The organism is Polynucleobacter sp. MWH-UH25E (assembly GCF_018687095.1).
Taxonomy (GTDB): Bacteria; Pseudomonadota; Gammaproteobacteria; order Burkholderiales; family Burkholderiaceae; genus Polynucleobacter.
Genome location: NZ_CP061286.1, coordinates 234,763 through 256,189, shown reverse-complemented (window position 1 = coordinate 256,189; position 21,427 = coordinate 234,763). Strand labels below are relative to the sequence as shown.

General features: G+C 45.0%; 19 protein-coding genes. 4 read left to right on the top strand and 15 right to left on the bottom strand.

The features are described from left to right. Nucleotides 1-115 precede the first annotated feature (115 nt). Complete coding sequence (locus ICV39_RS01340; RefSeq protein WP_251372697.1) at nucleotides 116-988, bottom strand: YdcF family protein; 873 nt, start codon at nucleotides 986-988, stop codon at nucleotides 116-118. 20 nt (nucleotides 989-1,008) lie between these two features. Here ICV39_RS01340 and ICV39_RS01335 point away from each other — a divergent pair, with 20 nt between their 5' ends. Further along, on the top strand, nucleotides 1,009-2,487 hold the full coding sequence (locus tag ICV39_RS01335; RefSeq protein WP_215390121.1) for a deoxyribodipyrimidine photo-lyase: 1,479 nt from the start codon (nucleotides 1,009-1,011) through the stop codon (nucleotides 2,485-2,487). 32 nt (nucleotides 2,488-2,519) lie between these two features. Continuing rightward, the gene (locus ICV39_RS01330) at nucleotides 2,520-3,359 is read left to right on the top strand and encodes a symmetrical bis(5'-nucleosyl)-tetraphosphatase (RefSeq protein WP_215390120.1); all 840 of its coding nucleotides are present in this window, start codon (nucleotides 2,520-2,522) and stop codon (nucleotides 3,357-3,359) included. Between the two features lie 12 nt (nucleotides 3,360-3,371). On the opposite strand, the gene ICV39_RS01325 is transcribed toward ICV39_RS01330, so the two are convergent. The 11 genes from ICV39_RS01325 to ICV39_RS01275 form a co-directional block, all read right to left on the bottom strand. Next, the gene (locus ICV39_RS01325; protein ID WP_215390119.1) at nucleotides 3,372-5,273 is read right to left on the bottom strand and encodes an acyltransferase family protein; all 1,902 of its coding nucleotides are present in this window, start codon (nucleotides 5,271-5,273) and stop codon (nucleotides 3,372-3,374) included. Nucleotides 5,274-5,288: 15 nt separating this feature from the next. Continuing rightward, entirely contained in the window at nucleotides 5,289-6,587 is a 1,299-nt protein-coding gene (hemL, locus tag ICV39_RS01320) for a glutamate-1-semialdehyde 2,1-aminomutase (RefSeq protein WP_215390118.1), read from the bottom strand. A gap of 41 nt (nucleotides 6,588-6,628) precedes the next feature. Continuing rightward, the gene (locus ICV39_RS01315) at nucleotides 6,629-6,799 is read right to left on the bottom strand and encodes a rubredoxin (RefSeq protein WP_071464595.1); all 171 of its coding nucleotides are present in this window, start codon (nucleotides 6,797-6,799) and stop codon (nucleotides 6,629-6,631) included. Nucleotides 6,800-6,886: 87 nt separating this feature from the next. After that, on the bottom strand, nucleotides 6,887-8,344 hold the full coding sequence (locus tag ICV39_RS01310; protein WP_215390117.1) for a class I SAM-dependent RNA methyltransferase: 1,458 nt from the start codon (nucleotides 8,342-8,344) through the stop codon (nucleotides 6,887-6,889). An 80-nt stretch (nucleotides 8,345-8,424) separates the two neighbouring features. Further along, entirely contained in the window at nucleotides 8,425-8,850 is a 426-nt protein-coding gene (locus tag ICV39_RS01305; RefSeq protein WP_215390116.1) for a CopD family protein, read from the bottom strand. Between the two features lie 27 nt (nucleotides 8,851-8,877). Further along, nucleotides 8,878-10,158 carry a glutamate-5-semialdehyde dehydrogenase gene (locus tag ICV39_RS01300; RefSeq protein ID WP_215390115.1) on the bottom strand — a complete coding sequence of 427 codons (1,281 nt, stop codon included), beginning with the start codon at nucleotides 10,156-10,158 and terminating at the stop codon, nucleotides 8,878-8,880. Between the two features lie 19 nt (nucleotides 10,159-10,177). Further along, complete coding sequence (gene holA / locus ICV39_RS01295) at nucleotides 10,178-11,239, bottom strand: DNA polymerase III subunit delta (RefSeq protein ID WP_215390114.1); 1,062 nt, start codon at nucleotides 11,237-11,239, stop codon at nucleotides 10,178-10,180. A gap of 28 nt (nucleotides 11,240-11,267) precedes the next feature. Beyond that, the gene (gene lptE, locus ICV39_RS01290) at nucleotides 11,268-11,795 is read right to left on the bottom strand and encodes an LPS assembly lipoprotein LptE (RefSeq protein WP_215390113.1); all 528 of its coding nucleotides are present in this window, start codon (nucleotides 11,793-11,795) and stop codon (nucleotides 11,268-11,270) included. A 19-nt stretch (nucleotides 11,796-11,814) separates the two neighbouring features. Continuing rightward, nucleotides 11,815-14,484 carry a leucine--tRNA ligase gene (leuS, locus tag ICV39_RS01285; RefSeq protein ID WP_215390112.1) on the bottom strand — a complete coding sequence of 890 codons (2,670 nt, stop codon included), beginning with the start codon at nucleotides 14,482-14,484 and terminating at the stop codon, nucleotides 11,815-11,817. Nucleotides 14,485-14,535: 51 nt separating this feature from the next. Beyond that, on the bottom strand, nucleotides 14,536-15,336 hold the full coding sequence (dapB, locus tag ICV39_RS01280; protein WP_215390820.1) for a 4-hydroxy-tetrahydrodipicolinate reductase: 801 nt from the start codon (nucleotides 15,334-15,336) through the stop codon (nucleotides 14,536-14,538). A gap of 99 nt (nucleotides 15,337-15,435) precedes the next feature. Then, nucleotides 15,436-16,125 carry an outer membrane protein assembly factor BamE gene (locus ICV39_RS01275; RefSeq protein ID WP_215390111.1) on the bottom strand — a complete coding sequence of 230 codons (690 nt, stop codon included), beginning with the start codon at nucleotides 16,123-16,125 and terminating at the stop codon, nucleotides 15,436-15,438. Between the two features lie 76 nt (nucleotides 16,126-16,201). Here ICV39_RS01275 and fur point away from each other — a divergent pair, with 76 nt between their 5' ends. Continuing rightward, nucleotides 16,202-16,657: a ferric iron uptake transcriptional regulator gene (gene fur, locus ICV39_RS01270; RefSeq protein ID WP_173955007.1), complete on the top strand. Its 456-nt coding sequence runs from the start codon at nucleotides 16,202-16,204 to the stop codon at nucleotides 16,655-16,657. A 122-nt stretch (nucleotides 16,658-16,779) separates the two neighbouring features. On the opposite strand, the gene gap is transcribed toward fur, so the two are convergent. Further along, nucleotides 16,780-17,808, bottom strand: a complete 1,029-nt coding sequence (gene gap / locus ICV39_RS01265; protein WP_215390110.1) for a type I glyceraldehyde-3-phosphate dehydrogenase — start codon at nucleotides 17,806-17,808, stop codon at nucleotides 16,780-16,782. 68 nt (nucleotides 17,809-17,876) lie between these two features. Continuing rightward, on the bottom strand, nucleotides 17,877-19,880 hold the full coding sequence (gene tkt / locus ICV39_RS01260) for a transketolase (protein WP_215390109.1): 2,004 nt from the start codon (nucleotides 19,878-19,880) through the stop codon (nucleotides 17,877-17,879). 44 nt (nucleotides 19,881-19,924) lie between these two features. Here tkt and ICV39_RS01255 point away from each other — a divergent pair, with 44 nt between their 5' ends. After that, a complete protein-coding gene (locus ICV39_RS01255) occupies nucleotides 19,925-20,683 on the top strand; it encodes a 16S rRNA (uracil(1498)-N(3))-methyltransferase (RefSeq protein ID WP_215390108.1) in 759 nt (252 codons plus the stop codon). A 31-nt stretch (nucleotides 20,684-20,714) separates the two neighbouring features. Here the strand turns inward: ICV39_RS01255 and ICV39_RS01250 are convergent, their stop codons facing one another. After that, nucleotides 20,715-21,335: a barstar family protein gene (locus ICV39_RS01250; protein WP_215390107.1), complete on the bottom strand. Its 621-nt coding sequence runs from the start codon at nucleotides 21,333-21,335 to the stop codon at nucleotides 20,715-20,717. Nucleotides 21,336-21,427 lie beyond the last annotated feature (92 nt).

Below are 21,427 nucleotides of genomic sequence, written 5' to 3'. Positions count from 1 at the left end.
GGCGATTAAAAATTGATTTGCTAAATGATCGGCCGAATGAGATACCCAAGACCCAGAATCGGAATCATGCGGGGCGTTTTTGGCCGTAGTCATATGTGGCTATTTTACCGAATATCTAGATTTTTCCAGTAATCCAATAGGCAAAAAGTCCGACAAACTCATGAATTAACTTATTCCAATTTTGGGCACCATCGACTAAATCAAACTCAGTCCAGCGAAGACTGGCTGCCGTCTGGTAATCGACTGGCACGGGAATCACGGCAATACTTTGCTTTTCAAAAATCTTTGCAGAGCGATACATGTGACTAGCGGAAGTAACTAGTAGCCATGGCCTCAAAGCACCAGACTCATTCTTTTTACCGAACTCTTCAATTATTGGCTTCACATAAAGAGCATTCTCATAGGTGTTTCGCGACTGATTCTCATAATGCGCAGTTTTGTCTGTTAGCTCAGTAAACCCCTGCTCTTGAATCAACTGTTTGAATGCTTCTGATTCTGAAATACCTTTGTGGCTAATTCGCCCTGAGTAGCCGCTAAATATGAATGGCAAGTTTGGATATTTTCGAACGAGTTCAAAAGCCTTGGTTACACGCTCAGCTGAAGAATATATGGATACCTCTCCTCGATCGATAGCAATTTGACCACCCTCTATCGCACCACCTAGGATGATGATTCCACCTAAATCGTTTTCTGAAAGTCCCGCAAGCGAGGTTTTTGGAATAATCCCCTCGAGATACCTCAAACCCATTTCAGAAGTCGGCAACCAACCGACCACCAACAGATCAAAAAGTGCCAGCAGGAGAAAACGCTTGCAAAGCGCTAGCTTCCGCAGGATCAGGAAAATCAGACTGAGAATAATAAAAAGAATTACCCAATTCAGTGGCTCTATGCAGAACTGCACTACCTTCGAGAGAATAAAAAAGATCGTATCCATCATTGTTTGAAATCTTAACCTTTTAAATGAGGCCCTCTCAACAATTTTTATCAATTAGCCCTAATATAGGGTCTATGAATAAAGGACTTGTTTGGCTTAGACGTGATCTCCGCTTATATGACAATGCGGCACTTCACCATGCTCTCGTGAACTGCAAGCAAGTCTGGCTTACCTTCATTTTTGACACTGAAATTCTGAAACCCTTGTTACAAGGCGAGCTTGACTCAAAAGGGCTCAAACACGACCGTCGGGTTGACTTTATTTGGCAGGGTATCAAGCAGATAGACGAGGAACTGCGGAAGCTTGATTGCGGACTTATCGTCCGTTTTGGCAATCCAACCGAATGCATCCCTCAGATCGCAAAAGAGCTCGGTGTTAATACTGTATTCACTAATCGAGACTATGAACCTTCCGCAATTCATAGAGATGAATTAGTCCAAAGCTCACTTGAAAAATTAGGCATTCAATTCGAGACCTTTAAAGATCAGGTGATCTTTGAGAAAAAAGAAATTCTCACAAATTCCAATACCGTCTTTTCAGTTTTTACTCCATATAAAAATAATTGGCTGAAAACACTTCAGGAAAAAGATCTTGCAGCTTATGATTGCAATCCAAAGCCAGGGCAATTCGCTCCTGTTCCTAAAAAACTGGATCTAGCGCTACCCTCTTTAGAGTCGATGGGCTTTTGCTCTACGGGCATCGAAAGCTATCTACCACCTGGATCTCAAGGTGGTCAACTATTTTTAGAAGACTTTCTCTCGCGCATTGATCAGTACCAGATTGGCAGAGATTTTCCTGCAATTAAGGGGGTAAGTTATTTATCAACTCATTTGCGCTTTGGAATGCTCTCTATTCGAGGTCTCGTGCGTGAAGCACATCGTCGAATGCTTGCGGGTAGCATGGGCGCTACGATTTGGCTTAGCGAACTGATATGGCGAGATTTTTATTTCATGATTCTTGCCAACCATCCACGCTTGGCAGAAGGGCTCTCATTCAAACCCGACTATGACAATATTGTTTGGGAAAGTGGTGCTCACGCTAAAAAATTATTTCAAGCTTGGTGTGAAGGGAAAACGGGTTACCCACTAGTGGATGCAGCAATGCATCAACTCAATCAAACTGGTTACATGCATAATCGCCTGCGCATGGTGGCGGCTAGTTTTTTGACAAAGGATCTCGGTATTGATTGGCGCTGGGGCGAGGCATACTTTGCTGAACATCTCAATGATTTTGAGTTCTCTTCCAATAACGGTGGTTGGCAATGGGCATCCTCTTCAGGTTGTGATGCTCAGCCCTATTTCAGAATCTTCAACCCCATTACCCAGTCCGAGAAATTTGACTCGGAAGGGAAATTTATCAAACGATACCTACCGCAGCTAGAGAAACTCTCTAAAAAATCCATTCATGCGCCTTGGCAAGCCGGACATATCGAGCTTGAAAGCGCAGGCCTTGTTTTAGGAAGAGACTACCCATACCCCATCGTAGATCATGATGAGGCTCGCAAAAAAACATTGCTACGGTATAACGTAGTTAAAAAAGTTACCCAGTCTTAAGCCGACCCTAGCATTCCGCTTTAAGATAAGGCATGAGCAAGATTTATGTTGTAGGGGACGTACAAGGATGCGCGCCCTCTCTAAATAACCTCGTTAAAAAACTTCCAAAACAATCAAAAATGATTTTTTTGGGAGACTTGGTCAATCGTGGTCCAGACTCCTTGGGTGCACTACGAAAACTAAAGTCTCTCCAAGAATCTGGTCGAGCTGAATGCATTCTCGGAAACCATGATCTTCACTTATTGGCGATAGACGCTGGTATTCGCAAAACTCGTGGGCTAGATACTGTGGAACCCATTCTAGATGCCCCCGATAGAAAAGAGCTTATTAACTGGGTTCGCAAGCGTCCTCTCGCCCTGAGTAATGGCAAGGTTCTCACTGTTCATGCTGGCGTTCTACCTCAGTGGGATTTACAGCAAACCATCGAATGCGCACAAGAAGTTGAAAAGGTATTGCGCAGTAAATCTTATAAAGACTTCTTAGGGAATATGTATGGCAACACCCCTAATGAATGGAGCAATTCCCTAAAGGGCTATGATCGTTTGCGAGTTATCACAAATGCATTAACCAGAATGCGCTTCTGCACACCTAGCGGAAGAATGGAATTTGAAAGCAAAGAGGGCCTGGAGGATGGTCCCAAGGGTTATATTCCCTGGTTCAAGACCCCAAAGAGAAAAACCCAGGACACAGTCATCTACTTTGGCCACTGGTCCACCCTAGGGTTGATGCGTCAACATAATGTTGTTGGCTTAGATACTGGTTGCGTATGGGGTGGAAAACTTACTGCCATGCAAATCTCTGACTCCAATAAAGATATGAAACGCTCTGAGATTATTCAGGTGGATGGCTATGATCATCCACTGCGCATGTGAGCTCTGATTAACTCAATTTAGAGGAAATTGCTTTTTAATTGCCAAGCCTTGAATATTTGATCCCGATTCAGATAGGTGATTAGTGTCAGTAAACATTACCTTTCCATCAATCACCGCCCCACACAATCCATTAGGGCACATAAAGGTACTGGGATCAAAGAATTTAATATCCGGATTCTCACTCTGAATATTTTTGATACTAGAACGATAAATTCTTTGGCGCTCACTCTCGTCGACAAGCGAGACTGAGCAGGTATTTGAAGGTTTATTTCTACCTAAAGGCAGCTCTCCAACACATAGCCTTGGATCATGGCCTAACTCCGGTACAGAATAAGCGTAAATAACCTGCTTCTTTGCACTTAAAAATCTATTAAAAGTTTTTTGAATCGACAGTTCAAAATCCTTGGTATTCGAAGTGTTCAGACCTTGAGGATATCGATGAAAAATAAAGACTGTCTTGATAGTGGGATTATCGGCAATCCATTGGATCTGCTGGTTAATATTTTCTTGGCAATTAGGATATATTCCAAACTGACCAGCATCAAGGAATGGAAGGCATGCACCCTGGCCAATCAATCGAGTCACATGCTGATTCTCGTAAGCCTTTGCGATACCCCAATATGAGCTAAAGGCATGACTGTCACCAAACACAGCAATATCAGCGCCCAATGATGCATTACTGGTTGCGCAAACATGAGCCTCGGGATAGATAAATCCTGGCTGGCAATTACCAACTGGGAGCATGCCCTTCTTCTCCCACTTTTCAAAATCTCGTCGCTGGTCGTCTGAGACGGTGATGTATTTTCTCAAGCGATACTCTAGACCTTCTCTATGCAAAGTATTCCATCCCTGAAATCCAATCACCGCCATCAACAGACAAAGAACAACAACGGTCTTTTGTTGTAGCTTGCGAACTCTCTTTTCAATCAATGCATAGCTGATGAAAGCTAAAAATAAACTAATGAGCAATAGCCAAACAGTCTCATATTGGGATAAAGACGAGCCTTTCATAAGACGACCAAGGCTCAAAACCGGCCAATGCCACAAATACAAAGGGTAGCTAATCAGTCCTATCGCTACCATCCACCTATTGGAAAAAATTTTTATAGGCCACGCATCAGATTTAACTGTGGCCAAAAACAACACCGCCCCCAAAACAGGTGGCAAAGCCGACCATCCTGGAAAAACAGATTTTGGAGATAGATAAAATATGGGGCTCAATATTCCCACTAAGCCCAAAATTGCAATAAGGCTATTAATCTTTATGTCTTTTAAGCGAGCAGGATAAATTGCAAGCAAGCCCCCCAATCCCAACTCCCAAGTACGTGCGAATGGCAAATAGAAAGTTGCAGATGGATTGGTTTTTACAAATAAGACATTAATTAAGAACGATGCGGCAATTATTCCAATCAAAACCTTGCGCAGATTTAATCTCAATCTCAACGCAAGTAAGATAATGCAGGGCCAAAAAATATAGAACTGCTCCTCTACACCCAAAGACCAGAGATTTAGTAAAGGCTTTAATTCTGCCAACTCATCAAAATATCCGGCCTCCAACCAATACACCCAATTAGATATGAACGCAGCTCCAGCTGCAATATGCTTACCGAGTTGCATGAACTCGTTTGGCAACATGACAAACCAACCGAGTCCATATACGGCCATGAAAACAAGAATTAAAGCTGGAAATATTCTCCTAATGCGACGCGAATAAAAGTCGACAAAGGAGAATTGATTGGATGTTGCCTTATCGACAATGATCTGAGTAATGAGGTAGCCTGAGATAACAAAGAAAACATCTACACCTATAAACCCACCTGGAAATACTTTTGGAAACCCATGAAAAAGAATTACTGACAATACTGCGAGGGCACGCAAACCATCGATAGATGGAATGTATTTATGCATTGTCATATGTAGAGCCGAGTATTAATGGCTCAACTTTGCGAAGGACTTCTCAGCCGCAGCAATAATTGCAGCAACAACATCATTGTCATGCGCAATCGATGTGAATCCAGCCTCATAGGCTGAAGGCGCTAAATACACACCCTCATCAAGCATGAGATGGAAGAATTTCTTGAAGGCTTCAATATTGGTTTTTGTAACCGCCTCATATGAAGTTGGTACATCTTTAGCAAAATAGAAACCAAACATTCCGCCAACACTATCAACCGCAAATGGAATATTTGATTTATCTGCAGCTTGCTTCAATCCCTTCATCAATTTTTCTGTTTGGCCAGTGAGGCACTCAAAGAAACCCTCTCTAGAAATAATCTCTAGCGTTTTGAGACCAGCAGCTACGGCTACGGGATTGCCGGATAAAGTGCCAGCCTGATAAACATTGCCTAAGGGGGCTAATTTCGACATGATCTCTTTTTTGCCGCCAAAAGCGGCTATTGGCATACCGCCACCCATGACTTTTCCTAGGCAAGTCAAATCAGGTGTAATTCCATGCAATGATTGGGCACCACCAAGCGCAACTCTAAAACCAGTCATTACCTCATCGTAAATTAATACGCTACCAAACTTGCTCGTCAAATTACGAATAGCGCCTAAGAATTCTTTTGAAGGTTGAATTAAATTCATATTGCCAGCGATGGGCTCCAGAATTACCGCTGCAATTTGATTTCCTTGCTTGGTAAACACCTCTTCAATTGCTGCAACATCGTTGTAAGGCAACACTAAAGTGTGCTTCACTAAATCTTGTGGAACGCCGCCAGAAGATGGCGCATTCTGGGTAGAGTCTGCAAAAGTCAACAGACCTGAACCTGCCTTTACTAATAAGCTATCAGCATGACCGTGATAACAGCCCTCGAATTTAATGATTAAGTCTCGCCCAGTAAAACCTCGAGCCAAACGTAAAGCACTCATCGTCGCCTCAGTTCCACTCGAAACCATTCGTACCTGCTCAACACTAGGCATCAATGCGCAGATGCGCTCTGCAAGCTCTATCTCGCCTTGAGTAGGAGCGCCGTAGCTAAAACTGGTTGAAGCTGCTTTTTGAACTGCCTCAACTACTTCCGGGTTCGCATGACCAACAATCATGGGACCCCAGGACATAATTAAATCGATGTAACGCTTGTTATCAGCATCCCAAAAATAGGGGCCTTGAGCTTTGGTTACAAAACGAGGTGTGCCGCCTACTTGACGAAAGGCACGCACTGGAGAATTGACTCCGCCCGGAATAGTCTTTTGTGCTCGCTCGAATAAAGCCTCGTTTTGACTCACGCTTATCTCAATCCTGATCTATTTTTGTTGCTAATAATTTATTAGATTGCCATCATTTCAAAATCTTCTTTGCGGGCACCACACTCTGGACAAGTCCAATTCATTGGCACATCTTTCCAGAGAGTGCCTGGAGCAATACCTTCATCCGGCAAACCCGCAGCCTCGTCATATACCCACCCACAAATCAGACACATATAGGTTTTGAATTCCATGAATACTATCTCCGCTTATATCAATAGAGTTAACGCATTGTGACGATACACCGATTGCTCGCTTTCATTTTAAAACGCATTGCCACTTCATTCAGCCTCGGAATGCGAACTTACAGCACGTTTTTGATGCATCTCAAATTTAAATAGTCGGCACTCCAGAGGGCCGTTAAATAAAGGGGTGCGTTTTGACTCTTTAATCCGTAGTTGGCCCGGCAAAGCCATATCGGCAGTCAATACAAAGACATTCCAGCCACCAAAAGCATTTTTAAGGTGTTGTCCAAATTGACGCAAGAACTCCACAAATTTAGGGTCTTGCTCTTCCTGAGCTTGGAGTTTTTTAAGAGATTCCCGACTGGATCGTTTGGCGCTTTGTCGACCTGTTTCCAGGTTCAGCTCGAAACGGTTTTCTGGTTCACTAGTGTCATCACTTACATCGCGCAAATTAGTACCTTGGCCACGACCCCCCTTAATTACCAAACGCTCTCCATAAGGAGGATTCAACAACATGATTCCATCTTGCGTATTACTCGGCGGCTTACTTGCCATTGCGTCGACCTGTCTAACTGGTGGCTGATCCGGTAATTGCGCTCTTTGCCAATTGCCTTTGAACATCGAAACCAACTTCTCGTTAATATCGCTACCGCTAATTCCCAGGGACTGAGCATCTGGATATTGTTTACGTTTTCCCAGAATCTCATTTAAGGATGACTCTTTTAAACTTGCCCAGCGCTTTTGTTCGGCAGCTTCGTTAAATGGCTTCAGTCTCTGGAAACCAAACCCATCAGCAGAGGTCACTAGTGGGCGATAAGCCAATTTGCTGGGCTTAGCGCCATCACCATACATCCCAGCCCGAATGCCTCCAGGAGGAATAGCCAGCGCCTTATGCGCTGCTTCAATTAAAAAGGTTCCACTGCCACACATGGGATCGAACAGAGTCTGCCCAGGCCTCCAGCCTGTGATTGTCAAAATGCCTGCCGCTAAATTTTCTTTTAAGGGAGCATCCCCTTTTTCATCACGCCAACCGCGCTTGAAAAGAGCCTCACCAGAAGTATCTAAATAAATCGTGACATGGGTTGCGGTTAAATGCGCTTGTACACGAACGTCCGGAAAGGTCGTATCGATATTGGGGCGATCACCAGTGACGTCTCGCAAGCGATCCACAATCGCATCCTTAATCTTCAGGGTTGCGAAATTTAAACTCTTCAAAGGTGAGCGATGGGCTGTTACATCCACTCTTAATGTCTGCTTTGAGCTAAACCAATCTTCCCAAGCTAGACCGGAGGCTAATTTATAAAGATCATCTTCTTGTCGATAAGGCGCCTGGGCCATTTGCAACAAGACACGACTAGCAATTCTGGAGTGCAGATTCAGGGCCATTGCCGCTGAGAGCGGTCCAGCAAGCCCAATACCACCAGTAGGACTGGTTGGAGTTGGGTCGATAACCCATGCTCCCAAGGCTTGAGCATCTGGACGCTGAGCAATTTCCGCTAGCTCCTGCGCTAGCGGAACTTCTAAACCGCCTGGGCAAACAACAAAAAATCGCATAGGGCTAACAGTCTTAAATGAAAAATGGGAATAAAAAATTCAGGGCTTTAATTGCTTAACAGAAATACTTGGTTGACTGCTTAGGGCTTGAAAATCACCAAGGCCACAATCACCAATAACAAAATCACAGGAACTTCGTTGAACCAGCGATACCAAACGCCAGATCTGGTGTTGAGATCAGCCCGAAACTTCTTGAGCAAACTAAAACAAGCATGGTGATAACCCATCACCAAAAAGACAAAGAATAGTTTGGCATGCATCCATACATCACCAGCACCAATACCAAACCCAAGCCAAAGGGTTAGTCCAAGCAAAATAGCTGGCACAGCTAGGATAGTCATAAAGCGATAAAGTCTGTCCGCCATTCCTAAAAGACGGGCATAGGCATCGGGATTTTTCTCATCCGCCAGGTTTACGTAAATTCTGGGGAGATAAAACAATCCAGCAAACCAAGAGGTAATGAACACAATATGAAGCGTTTTTACCCAAAGGTATGCGTTTGTCATGATGGATTCGATCTTTTAATCTGTCAGTTAAGTCCGGATTTCACCATGGCCTAAGACAACATACTTCAGCGAAGTAAGTCCATCCAAGCCAACCGGTCCGCGGGCATGTAACTTGTCATTAGAGATACCAATTTCAGCGCCTAGGCCATATTCAAAACCATCAGCAAAGCGCGTACTCGCATTGACCATCACGCTAGCGCTATCCACCTCGCGCAAAAATCGATCTGCATTCGATTTGTTATTCGTAATAATCGCATCCGTATGCTTGCTGCCATAACGCTCAATATGATTCATGGCTTCATCGATATCAGCGACTGTCTTGATTGACAAAATTGGGGCAAGGTATTCTGTTTGCCAGTCTTCTTCGGTAGCATCGACTAAATTTTTGAAACCACTCGCTTCCAAAGTAGTGCGGGTGGCGGCATCAACACGTAATTCAACACCCTTATCCTGATAGATCTTACATAACTCTGGCAAAACCTTTGCCGCAATATCTTTATTGACCAATAGTGTTTCCATGGCATTACAGGGCGCATAACGCTGTGTCTTTGCGTTATCGCAAACTTTAACCGCCATCGCCAGATCAGCATCTGCGTCAATGTAAGTATGGCAAATACCATCTAAGTGCTTAATCATCGGCACACGGGCTTCCGCCATGAGACGTGCAATCAGACTTTTTCCTCCGCGAGGAACAATCACATCAATGTATTGCGTCATGGTGATCATTTCACCTACCGCACTGCGATCGGTGGTGGTCACTACCTGCACCGCATCTTTAGGAAGATTTGCCGCAGCAAGCCCTTCTTGAATGATTTGTGCCAACAATGTGTTGGAATCAATCGCCTCCGAACCACCACGCAATATCACCGCATTACCTGATTTGAGACACAATGCGGCAGCATCTATCGTGACGTTTGGGCGTGATTCATAAATAATCCCGATTACACCCAAAGGCACTCTCATCTGACCAAGTTCGATTCCAGAAGCCTGTTTTTTCAGGGCTGAGATTTTTCCAATCGGATCTTCCAGAGAAACAATCTGTTCAAGACCCAAAGCCATCGTTTCAATCGTCTTTGGCGTCATAGTAAGACGATCCACAAATGCAGCATCCTGACCATTCGCTTTGGCACGCTCAACATCTACAGCATTTACTTTTTGAATCTCATCTGCTTTTTGGCGAACTAACTTAGCAATGTGCAATAAAGCTTGGTTCTTTTGCTCGCTAGATGCGCGAGCCATAGCACGCGAAGCACTGCGTGCTCGTTGCCCAATATCCTGCATTATTTTCTGAATTTCTGTGCTCATCATCGCTATTTTCTACTAATTCTTATCGCAGTAGATTTCCTACCAAACGTAGCCCATCCCAAGGGTCTGCAGGCAACTCTGCCGCAGATAAACCCTTAACTTGACGATCCAGGCCTGCTGCCACTTGCATAGCCCTACGCAACTTCAGCGGCTGAATTCTTCTCAAAGCATTGGGATACAGGCGCTCCTTGTTACCCCAAATGCGATTGGCACGCATGAGTTGCTGTACCGACTCTCCAGCATCACTAGCCGCCTTTAGCGTAGATAGCAGTCTTAACTCTTCGGTCACGCTCCACAGAATTAATACTAAGGGCTCGCCTTCGCCCTTTAAGCCATCCAACATACGATTCAGCCTAGGTAAATCTCCAGCTAACATCGCCTCAGTCAACTCAAATACGTTATAGCGCGCTACCTTGAGAATAGAAGAACGAATTTGCTCCTCTGTAAGTACTCCAGCTGGGTAAAGCAATCCCAACTTTAATATCTCTTGATGAGCTGCGATTAAGTTACCCTCAACCTGATCCGCAATAAATTCCAGGGCGCGTTGACCCTCTGGGCCACTCTCTACTTCTTGATTTTGTTTTTTCAGACGCGCACCAATCCATCTTGGTAAGTTGGCGCGATCGATTGAATCAATTTGAATTGCCATACCCACTTCATCCAAGGCGCTAAACCAAGCTGAGGTTTTGGTTTTGCCATCTAACCTAGGTAGAACAATACATACCACCGTATCAGGACCCTCTGAACCATTGGGCTGAGAGGCTATTTGCGCAGCAAATTGCTTTAAGGCATCCGCTCCATCACGCCCAGGCTTACCAGTCGGGATACGCAACTCTACCCATCTTTTATCACCAAACAAAGACATTGTTTGGCCAGCACTCAGTAAGGTACTCCAATCGAAGCCGCGCTCTTGCAGTAAGACCTCTCGCTCAGTAAAGCCTAATTTCTTGGCGGCAATGCGTAATTGATCCATGGCCTCCATCATTAATAGCGGCTCATCGCCACTAAAAACATAGAGGGGTAGCATAGCCCCTTCAGAACTCAAAGATTTGAGATGGGCTTGCAAGGCGTCAACTTTAACCATGCGAGTCTAGATTCTCTGAATTTTCTTATTAGAAAGATTTAGTTCTTGGTGCTCTTGCAGCGGCAGAGACACGTCGCAGAATTTGCACGGCTAGATCTTTGCGCATCAAGGACAAAAATTGTTGTTGCTGAGCATCTGTCGCCAACACAGTGGTATTCGAGAAGTCCATATCGCGAGTCATATAAATCTCGCTATCTGGAATTATTTCAGCACCAGAATTGTCATAAGCCCGGAACCCAACGCGGATGTTCAAACGGTAAGCAGAAACCTGACCTGCCGAGTTATAAGCCAAAATTTCACGGCCATTAATATCATTCGTGATCTCAAGAATAAGGTCTGCGTCCTTTGAACTAATAGCAACCTTAGCATCCGTTCCTTGCAAAATAGATGTCTGAATATCAGCACGTAATGGTGGCGAAGGATTTCCAGTGATCGCAATTGCCTTAAATGGCAAATCCACCATGCCACGCAAGCGATAACCACAGGCTACTAAGCCACTGACTGGAGCGCTAGCAATCAGACCAAGCAATACGCGACGAAGTGGGCTGGCGACCATAGTTATGCTTTCTATAGACCTATACAACGATATTGACCAAACGGCCCGGAACCACAATCACTTTCTTTGGGGTTCCACCATTAAGCGCTTTTTGTGCAGGCTCACTATCTAAGGCGATAGATTCAATTTGCTCTTTGCTAGCCTCAGCTGGAACCTTAATATCACCACGCAGCTTGCCATTAATTTGCAACATCAAAGTAATTTCTGTTTGCACAAGTGCAGACTCATCGACTGATGGCCATGGGGCATCCAATAATGATCCAAACGTATTGGCATAACCCAGATCTTTCCAAAGAACATGAGTCAGATGCGGCACTACTGGATAAAGTACACGCAACAGAATACTGAGACACTCGCGCAGTACTGGCGCACCAATTGCGCAATCCTGACCTAACTTAATTGGCTCCAGAACATTGAGCATCTTCATTGCAGCAGATACCACAGTGTTGTACTGACGACGCTGATAATCAAAATTTGCCTGCTTCAGCACCGAATACACTTCTCTACGCAATTCTTTTTCTGCGTCGTTTAAGTTGCCTGGTACTGCATCCTGTGCTTCACGAACAAAACTAGCTTGACTGCTTGAGTAAGTCCAAACACGCCGCAAGAAACGGGAGGCGCCATCTACACCAGCTCCTGACCACTCAAGCTGCTGCTCGGGTGGGGCTGCGAACATCACGAATAAACGAGCAGTATCAGCGCCATATTGATCAATCAGAGCTTGAGGATCAACGCCATTGTTCTTGCTCTTGGACATCTTCTCAACGCCACCGATCATGACTGGTGATGAAGCCTCACCTTTGATCTTAGCTCCCTGTGGACGCCCTTTTTCATCTAAATCTAATTCAACATCCAAAGGGTTGAGCCAAGTTTTTTTACCGGAAGCTTCTTCGGTGTAATAGGTTTCGTTCAGAACCATTCCTTGGGTCAACAAATTCTGGAAGGGCTCGTCAAAGGTAATTAAATTGAGATCGCGCATGACCTTAGTCCAAAAGCGCGCATAGAGCAAATGCAAAATCGCATGCTCAATGCCACCAATGTACTGGTCCATTGGCATCCAATACTCATTGCGCTCATCAACCATACTCTTGGCATCTTGACTGGTATAGCGCATGAAATACCATGAAGAATCCACGAAGGTATCCATCGTGTCGGTTTCTCGACGGGCAGGCTTGCCACACTTCGGGCACTTTACATTCAAGAAATCCGCGCGTTTATTCAGCGGATTACCACTGCCATCCGGCACACAATCTTCTGGCAACACTACGGGCAAGTCAGCCTCTGGAACGGGAACAGCACCACAACCAGAATTTTGCTCGTCGCCACAATGAATGATCGGAATCGGTGTACCCCAATAGCGCTGACGTGAGATGCCCCAGTCACGCAAACGATAGGTGGTCTTGATTTCACCAATGCCCATTTCACTCAAATCTTTGGCGACTGCATTTACTGCCTCATCATGAGAAAGGCCATCATATTTGCCGCTATTGAAGCAAACTACACCTTCTTTTTGAGCATACCAATCTTCCCAGCGAGTGGCATTAAACATCGGTGATTCGCCTTTTAATGCGATTACTTGCTTAATGGGCAAGTCGTATTTAAGCGCAAAGGCAAAGTCGCGTTCATCATGCGCGGGCACACCCATCACCGCACCATCGCCATATGACATCAAAACATAGTTACCAACCCAAACCGGCACTGGCTCATTCGTTAATGGATGTGTCACATACAGGCCTGTGAACATACCTTCTTTTTCTTGAGTGGCAAGATCTGCTTCAATCACACTGCCCGTTTTACATTTCTCAATAAATGCTGCTAAGGCAGGATTATTTTCAGCCGCCTTAGCAGCCAATGGATGTTCTGCAGCAACTGCACAGAAAGTAACGCCCATAATGGTGTCGGCACGTGTCGTGAACACATACAGCAAACCATCTTGAATGAATTTGCCATTTGCATCCGCAATCTCATGCTTAAAAGCAAAACGTACGCCACGGCTCTTACCAATCCAGTTTTGCTGCATGGTTTTGACACGCTCAGGCCAACCCAAACCTTCTAAACCAGAAAGCAACTGCTCTGCATAAGCAGTAATGTTGAGGTAATAACCTGGAATCTCACGCTTTTCAACCAAAGCCCCTGAACGCCAACCGCGACCATCAATAACCTGTTCGTTTGCTAAAACAGTTTGATCGATGGGATCCCAATTCACGACCTGGGTCTTGCGATAAGCAATACCCTTTTCCAACATTTTCAAGAAGAGCCATTGATTCCAGCGATAGTAATCTGGACTGCAAGTAGCGACTTCTCTTGACCAATCAATTGCTAGACCCATCGCCGCCATCTGCTTTTTCATATAAGCGATGTTGTCGTAAGTCCACTTTGCAGGCGGAACCTTGTTCTGAATAGCCGCATTTTCTGCGGGCATACCAAAGGCATCCCAACCCATTGGCATCAAGACGTTATAGCCCTGCATGCGCAATTGACGAGCCATCACGTCATTGATTGTGTAATTGCGGACGTGACCCATATGCAATTTACCTGACGGGTAGGGCAACATTGAGCACGCGTAATACTTCGGTTTTTTCTTGCCGTCTGCACCGACAGCATTTTCTGCAATTTTATAAGCTTGGGCAGCATCCCAGTCTGCCTGTGCTGCTGCTTCAATCACCCGGTAATCGTAATCCTTGCTCATTCAATACAACTCTTTTCTTCTTTTACTTTATTTATTGACTGTATTTTTGATTCAGTTGCGCAATCCCAAAACATCTTGCATGTCATATAGACCTGAATTTTGACCTTGCAAGAAACGCGCGGCGCGCAATGAACCCTGCGCATATGACTGACGACTTGATGATTTATGGCTAATCTCGATACGCTCGCCATCACCAGCAAATAACACCGTGTGGTCACCCACAATATCTCCACCACGAATAGTGGCAAAACCAATGGAACCTTCTTTACGCTCCCCGGTATGGCCCTCACGCGCATACACAGCAACATCATCCAATTGCTCACCAAGAGCTTGTGCAATCACTTCGCCCATTTTTAGCGCTGTACCTGATGGCGCATCTACTTTATGGCGGTGATGGGCTTCGATAACCTCGATGTCATATCCTTGATTCAACATCTTGGCAGCGATTTCTAAAAGCTTAAAGGTGGCATTCACACCAACACTCATATTGGGAGCAAATACGATTGCCAATTTAGAAGATGCTTTTTTTAGATTAGCGATTTGATCTGCACTAAGACCTGTTGTACCAATAATCATCTTGGTGCCTGTTTTTTCGGCTACAGCCAAATGTGCCATCGTGCCTTCAGGTCTTGTGAAGTCAATCAAAAACTCTGCGTTAGCTAGAACAGCAGCAACATCAGACGAGATAACAACACCAGTTTTTTTACCTAGGAAAGATCCAGCATCTTCACCCAACTGAGGGCAGGAAGAGTGCTCAAGCGCACCAACGAGTTGCGCGTCTGGCGCATTGAGTACGGCCTCAATCAACATCCTTCCCATGCGACCAGTAGCTCCGGCTATTGCAATTTTCATCATGTGTTTCTTCGCTTCTAATTAAAGGAATTTCAATTGGCTATTGAATGCCTGTTTTTGAAATTCCCATGGTGTTGATACAAAAATTCTATAAATCTTTTATTGCTTTGCTTCATTCGCAGGTGGAGTATTTAAAGCCCCTGGGCCAAGCGTTTCAGGTTGAGCATCAGATTTGCTTGAAGAACCAAAGAAGTCCCAGAAAGAACTTTTACTTTCTGCAGGCACCGCAGGAATAGCTGCTCCTGCTGGCAAGTTATCCGTCTTGCTGGTAACCATCACTTCCGGTTGCTGCAAAGGTGGGGTCACTGGAGGCTTGTTTGATCCAGTCATAACATCCCAAAATGAACGCTTTGTTTTAGAGTAGTTATCGATCTCCGCCACTAACTCAACTTCTGTTGGCAATGCATCGCCTTCAAATTTCACTAATTTGTCGCCATCGAAATACACGGTGACATGACGCTCAGCACCCACACGCTGACCGGCACGCTTAAATTCAAATACGTAATCCCAACGATTTGCATGGAAGTAGCTTGCTAATAAAGGTGTACCCAGTATTTGACGTACTTGCTCGCGTGACATGCCAAGCTTCAATTTGGCATATTGCTCGCTAGAAATAAAGTTACCCTGAACCACATCCGGAACATATGGACGAAATACTTTATTCATCCAAGCACGTTGGGTCTCATCCACCGCTGTTGAGCAGCCACTAACCCCAAGGGTTATAAATGCGGCAATCGCCACAACGCCTCCCCTCGAAGGAGTAAAAACCCCTACTAGGAGTGCACTCAAAAAGCGACTAAAAAGTTCAAGGCAATTTTGCATAGCTGGTCGTATCATTAAGACATTGATTTTAGCCTCCAAAGCCATGAATACGAACCAAAACCCTACTCCTGAAAATCTACGCGATATTGGCCTCAAGGCCACAGGACCGCGCATGAAAATTCTGGACTTTTTTCATCAGAATAGCGGCACACACTTCAGCGCCGAAGATGTATTTATGGCCTTAGCCAAAGAAGACCAAGAAATTGGTCTAGCCACGGTTTACAGGGTATTAACGCAGTTTGAACAGGCTGGCTTATTGCTACGCAGCCATTTTGAGTCCAGTAAAGGTGATAGCAGGGCGATCTATGAACTCAATGAGGGTCAGCACCATGACCATTTAATCTGCCTAGATTGCGGGCATGTTGAGGAGTTTGTGGATGAGGCTATTGAGAAAAGGCAGCGAGATATTGCCAAAAACCTTGGATTTAAGCTCCAAGAGCATGCTTTAGCCATGTATGGCCATTGCCAAAAGAAAAACTGCCGAAATAAGCAAAAATAGGTCTTTTTACAGGCTTTTGGCTTATTTTTAGCCTCTCAGACAACAAAAAAGACCTCAAATTGAGGTCTTTTTTGCTTTTTAACGACTTTTAAATACAGTAAGCGTTAATTAAATGCTTTTAATTACTTTACAGCCATTAATGCCTCTGCTGCATTGAGCATTTGGACTGAGTAACCCCATTCGTTGTCATACCAAGCCAATACCTTAACCAATTTGCCGTCAGCAGAAACACGAGTTTGGGAAGCATCATAAATACTTGGACGTGGATCGTGGTTAAAGTCGATTGAGACCAAAGGCAAAGTATTGAAGCCCAAAATTCCTTTGTGCTCACCCTCGCTAGCCGCCTTCAAAATCGTATTCACTTCATCTACGCTGGTTGCGCGGCTTGCGGCAAAGGTAAGATCCACCACCGAAACGTTAATCACTGGAACACGCATGGCGAATCCATCAAAACGTCCTGCTAATGCTGGCAATACCAAACCAACGGCTTTAGCGGCGCCTGTTTTAGTTGGAATCATGCTGCTTACTGCAGAGCGCGCACGACGCATATCCTTGTGATACACATCCGTTAATACTTGATCGTTTGTAAAGGCATGAATGGTTGTCATCAAACCAGATTCAATGCCAATATTTTCTAGCAATGGCTTTACCAATGGAGCCAAACAGTTTGTAGTGCAGCTTGCGTTCGACACAACAACATCACTTGGCTTTAATACATTTTGATTGACGCCATAAACTATGGTCGCATCCACATCTTTTTCACCAGGAGCAGAAATGAGTACTTTCTTGGCGCCTTGCTGAATATGAATCATGGCTTTTTCTTTTGAAGTGAACTTGCCAGTGCACTCCAAAACTAAATCGACGCCCAACTCGCCCCATGGGGTTTCCGCAGGATTGCGAGTGCAAAACATTTTGATGCGATCGCCATTTACTACCATGCAATCGCCATCCACTGAAACCTCAGCTGGGAAGCGGCCGTGCGCTGAATCATATTGGGTCAGGTGAGCATTGATGGCGATATCGCCCATCGCATTAATTGCAACAACTTTGATGTCACGACGTGGTTTGCCATTGACTTGATCCTCATATAAAGCACGCAATACCATGCGACCGATACGTCCATAACCATTAATTGCGACACGAATTGTCATCGATTTCCCCTAGCTAATATTGAATTCATTTGCACTGTGCATTTTGTACTTTGGTTTCGTATTTCAAATTACTTTTTCGAGATGCACTGTTTCACAGTCTTCGCAATTTGATCTACTGTTAAACCAAAATATTCATACAACTGACCTGCAGGTGCAGACTCACCAAAGGTGTCCACCCCATGAACTGCTGCACAGCCATACTTCCACCAAAAATCACTCACGCCCGCCTCAATGGCAATGCGTGGAATATTGGACGGCAAGACTGATGCTTTGTATGTTGCACTCTGTTGATCAAAAACAGTGGTTGAAGGCATTGAAACAACACGAATGCCAATCTTTCCATTACTTTCTTTTTCTAAATGTTCCGCAGTCTGTAGTGCCAAAGCAATTTCAGAACCGGTAGCCATAATTACTGCATCAATTTTTCCAGACTGAGGATCACGCAATACGTAACCGCCATGCGCAATATCTTTGATTTGCGCTGCAGAGCGTGAAACAAACGGGCAATTTTGACGACTAAAGATCAGCGCGCTTGGGCCGTTCTTGCGTTCGATGGCAGCACCCCAAGCTACGGCACTCTCAGTGGTATCGCAAGGACGCCAAACCATCAAATTAGGAATCAAGCGAAGGCTGGCTACATGCTCTACAGACTGATGGGTCGGCCCATCTTCCCCCAAGCCAATAGAGTCATGGGTAAAGACAAAAATACTGCGCAGCTTCATCAGTGCAGCCATACGGATGGCATTGCGACTGTAATCTGAGAACGTTAAGAAGGTGCCACCAAAAGGAATGTACCCGCCATGTAGTGCAATACCATTCATGATGGCGCTCATACCAAACTCACGCACACCGTAATTAATATGGTTACCCCATTGATCACCACGCACAGCTTTGCATGCCGACCAATTGGTTAGATTTGAACCTGTCAAATCTGCAGAGCCGCCCATGAATTCAGGCAAAGCTGGAGCTAATGCTTCAATCGCATTTTGACTTGCCTTACGAGTTGCAACGGTTTCTGCTTTAGCTTGGCATGCCTTCAAATACTTATTGAGAGTTGGCGCAAAATCTTTAGATAAATCCCCTTGCATGCGACGCTGTAATTCTGCGGCAAGTTCAGGAAATTTATTCTTGTATTTTTGGAACTCTTTATTCCATTCATGCTCAAGTGCTTGACCACGTTTTTTGAAATCCGACGCAGCATAAATATCTTTGGGCACTTCAAACGGAGCATACGGCCAATTCAAGGCAACACGTGTTGCTGCAATTTCAGCAGCACCTAATGGTGAGCCATGGACCTTATCGGTGCCAGCCATATTGGGTGAGCCTTGGCCGATCGCGGTCTTACAGCAAATCAAGGTTGGTTTCTCACTCTTCTTGGCTTTTGTAATCGCCTTGGAAACAGCTTCTGCATTGTGGCCGTCGACATCGCGAATCACATTCCAACCGTAAGCCTCAAAACGTTTTGGCGTGTCTTCATTGAACCAAGAAACTACCTTGCCATCAATAGAAATGCCGTTGTCATCCCAAAGCGCAATCAACTTGTTTAACTTCAAGGTACCCGCTAATGAGCAAACCTCATGACTAATACCTTCCATCAAACAACCATCACCTAAGAAGACATAGGTGTAGTGATCAATGATGTTGTGACCAGGACGATTAAATTCTTCAGCAAGCAATTTCTCTGCCAACGCCATGCCAACCGCATTAGAAATACCCTGACCTAATGGTCCGGTTGTTGTTTCCACTCCAGGAGTAATTCCATACTCAGGGTGACCCGGAGTTTTGCTGTGTAGTTGACGGAAATTTTTTAATTCTTCAATTGGTAAGTCGTAGCCAGAAAGATGCAATAAGGAATACAACAACATCGAGCCATGACCGTTTGACAATACAAAGCGATCGCGGTCAATCCAATGAGGGTCTGTTGGGTTGTGCTTTAAATGCTCATTCCATAGCCCAACAGCAATATCTGCCATACCCATTGGCATACCAGGGTGACCTGAATTTGCCTGCTGAACTGCATCCATGGATAAGGCGCGAATGGCATTGGCCATGCGAATTTGAAGATTTGACATTGTAAAAATGGTCTCTGGGAAAATAAATTGGCTATATTTCAGTAATGCCTCAATTTTATCTTCCCGGACCATGGGATTCCGAAAAGCCAACTGCCCTTACCCCTGAGGTAGCCCACCATTTACGTGTCAGGCGAATTGAGCCTGGAGAAACCTTCCCGATTTTTGATGGAAAAGGCCAGGTTGCCAAAGCCAAACTCCTCTCCCTTAGTGGAAAGAGTGGCTCCGCCCAATTAAGCGAAATTCGCATGGATATCCACCGAGAGACACCTTATGCCATTACCTTGGCGCAAGGTCTTGCGGGTGGTGACAAAATGGATTGGATTGTGGAAAAGGCTATTGAAACAGGTGCCCAAGTCATCGCCCCAATACAGTGCGAGCGATCAATCCTCAAGTTAACCCGATCAAGCGATCAAGAGCGAGCCCAAAAACGGCTTACTCACTGGAAAGGGATTATTCAGGCAGCATGCGAGCAATGCGATAGAACTGTTCTTGCAGCACTAGAGCCCATTCAAACTTTTGATGAGTATTTGAAGGAATCCAAACCTAAGTTAAAGCTTCTTCTTAGTCCCGATGCAACTCAAAGTTTGTACTCAGTTCTCATGGAAACAGAACCCCAAGATCTCGTTCTCATGATCGGCCCAGAGGGAGGTCATTCGCCTGAGGAGGAGGCGCGCGCTCAAGCTGCCGGCTATCAAATCGTTTCTTTGGGCGAACGAGTGCTACGCACGGAAACAGCGGGCGTTGTAGCGATAACCGCCGTGCACAGTGTGTGGAACCCAGAAATGCAAAAACGCCTCAAGTGAGGCGTTTCAAGGGTTTGAAGGCAATACTCTTTTAAGCGAAAGAGTAAAACACGCGATAAGGCGTGCGACGCTCAGCCCAATAATCAACAGCATCACGGAATACATCTAACAAAGTTTCACGAGCTTCTTTGTCAAATTTCTGCGTGCAAGGTAAGCCTTCAAGCACCACTACGAATCCAGGTTGTTGACCAGCTTTGTCAGTGGTTGTAGTTAATGCATCTAACAAGGGATCAAAATTCTTGGCCTGCTGTTTTGTAAAGGTGTAAGCAATTGCGATTGCTTCAAGAACTTCGCCCTTAGTCATCGCATTTGCGCAATTTGCGTAAATAAAATGTTGGCCGAGCTCAGTAGCAGCTTCTTGCAAATCAGGTGTGCGAAATGCGCGAATCGATTGCACGATGTTAGTGCGCACGCTGCGCAACATAGCCGGTGGTCCGGCATCACGAACGGCCAAAGCGGCACGCCAAGAAGCTGTCACTTTTTTCCCCGAAACTTGATTTGCTGCAAAGGTTTGTAAACGAGATAAACCGCCCTGTGCATAAACATTGGCAGCAGACGATTCCATTTCAAGTCGATCGTTGCTATCCCAACTTTCAGCGCGGCTATGTTCTTCGAAGCTGGCTGTATTGGTGTTTTCAGAGCGATTATTCATGATGGGTGCTAGGTTACCCTTAACACGCCATCAAATCAAGCCCAAATACGATGACTTATTTATAAGTCGTTGATTTATATGTAATTAATTTA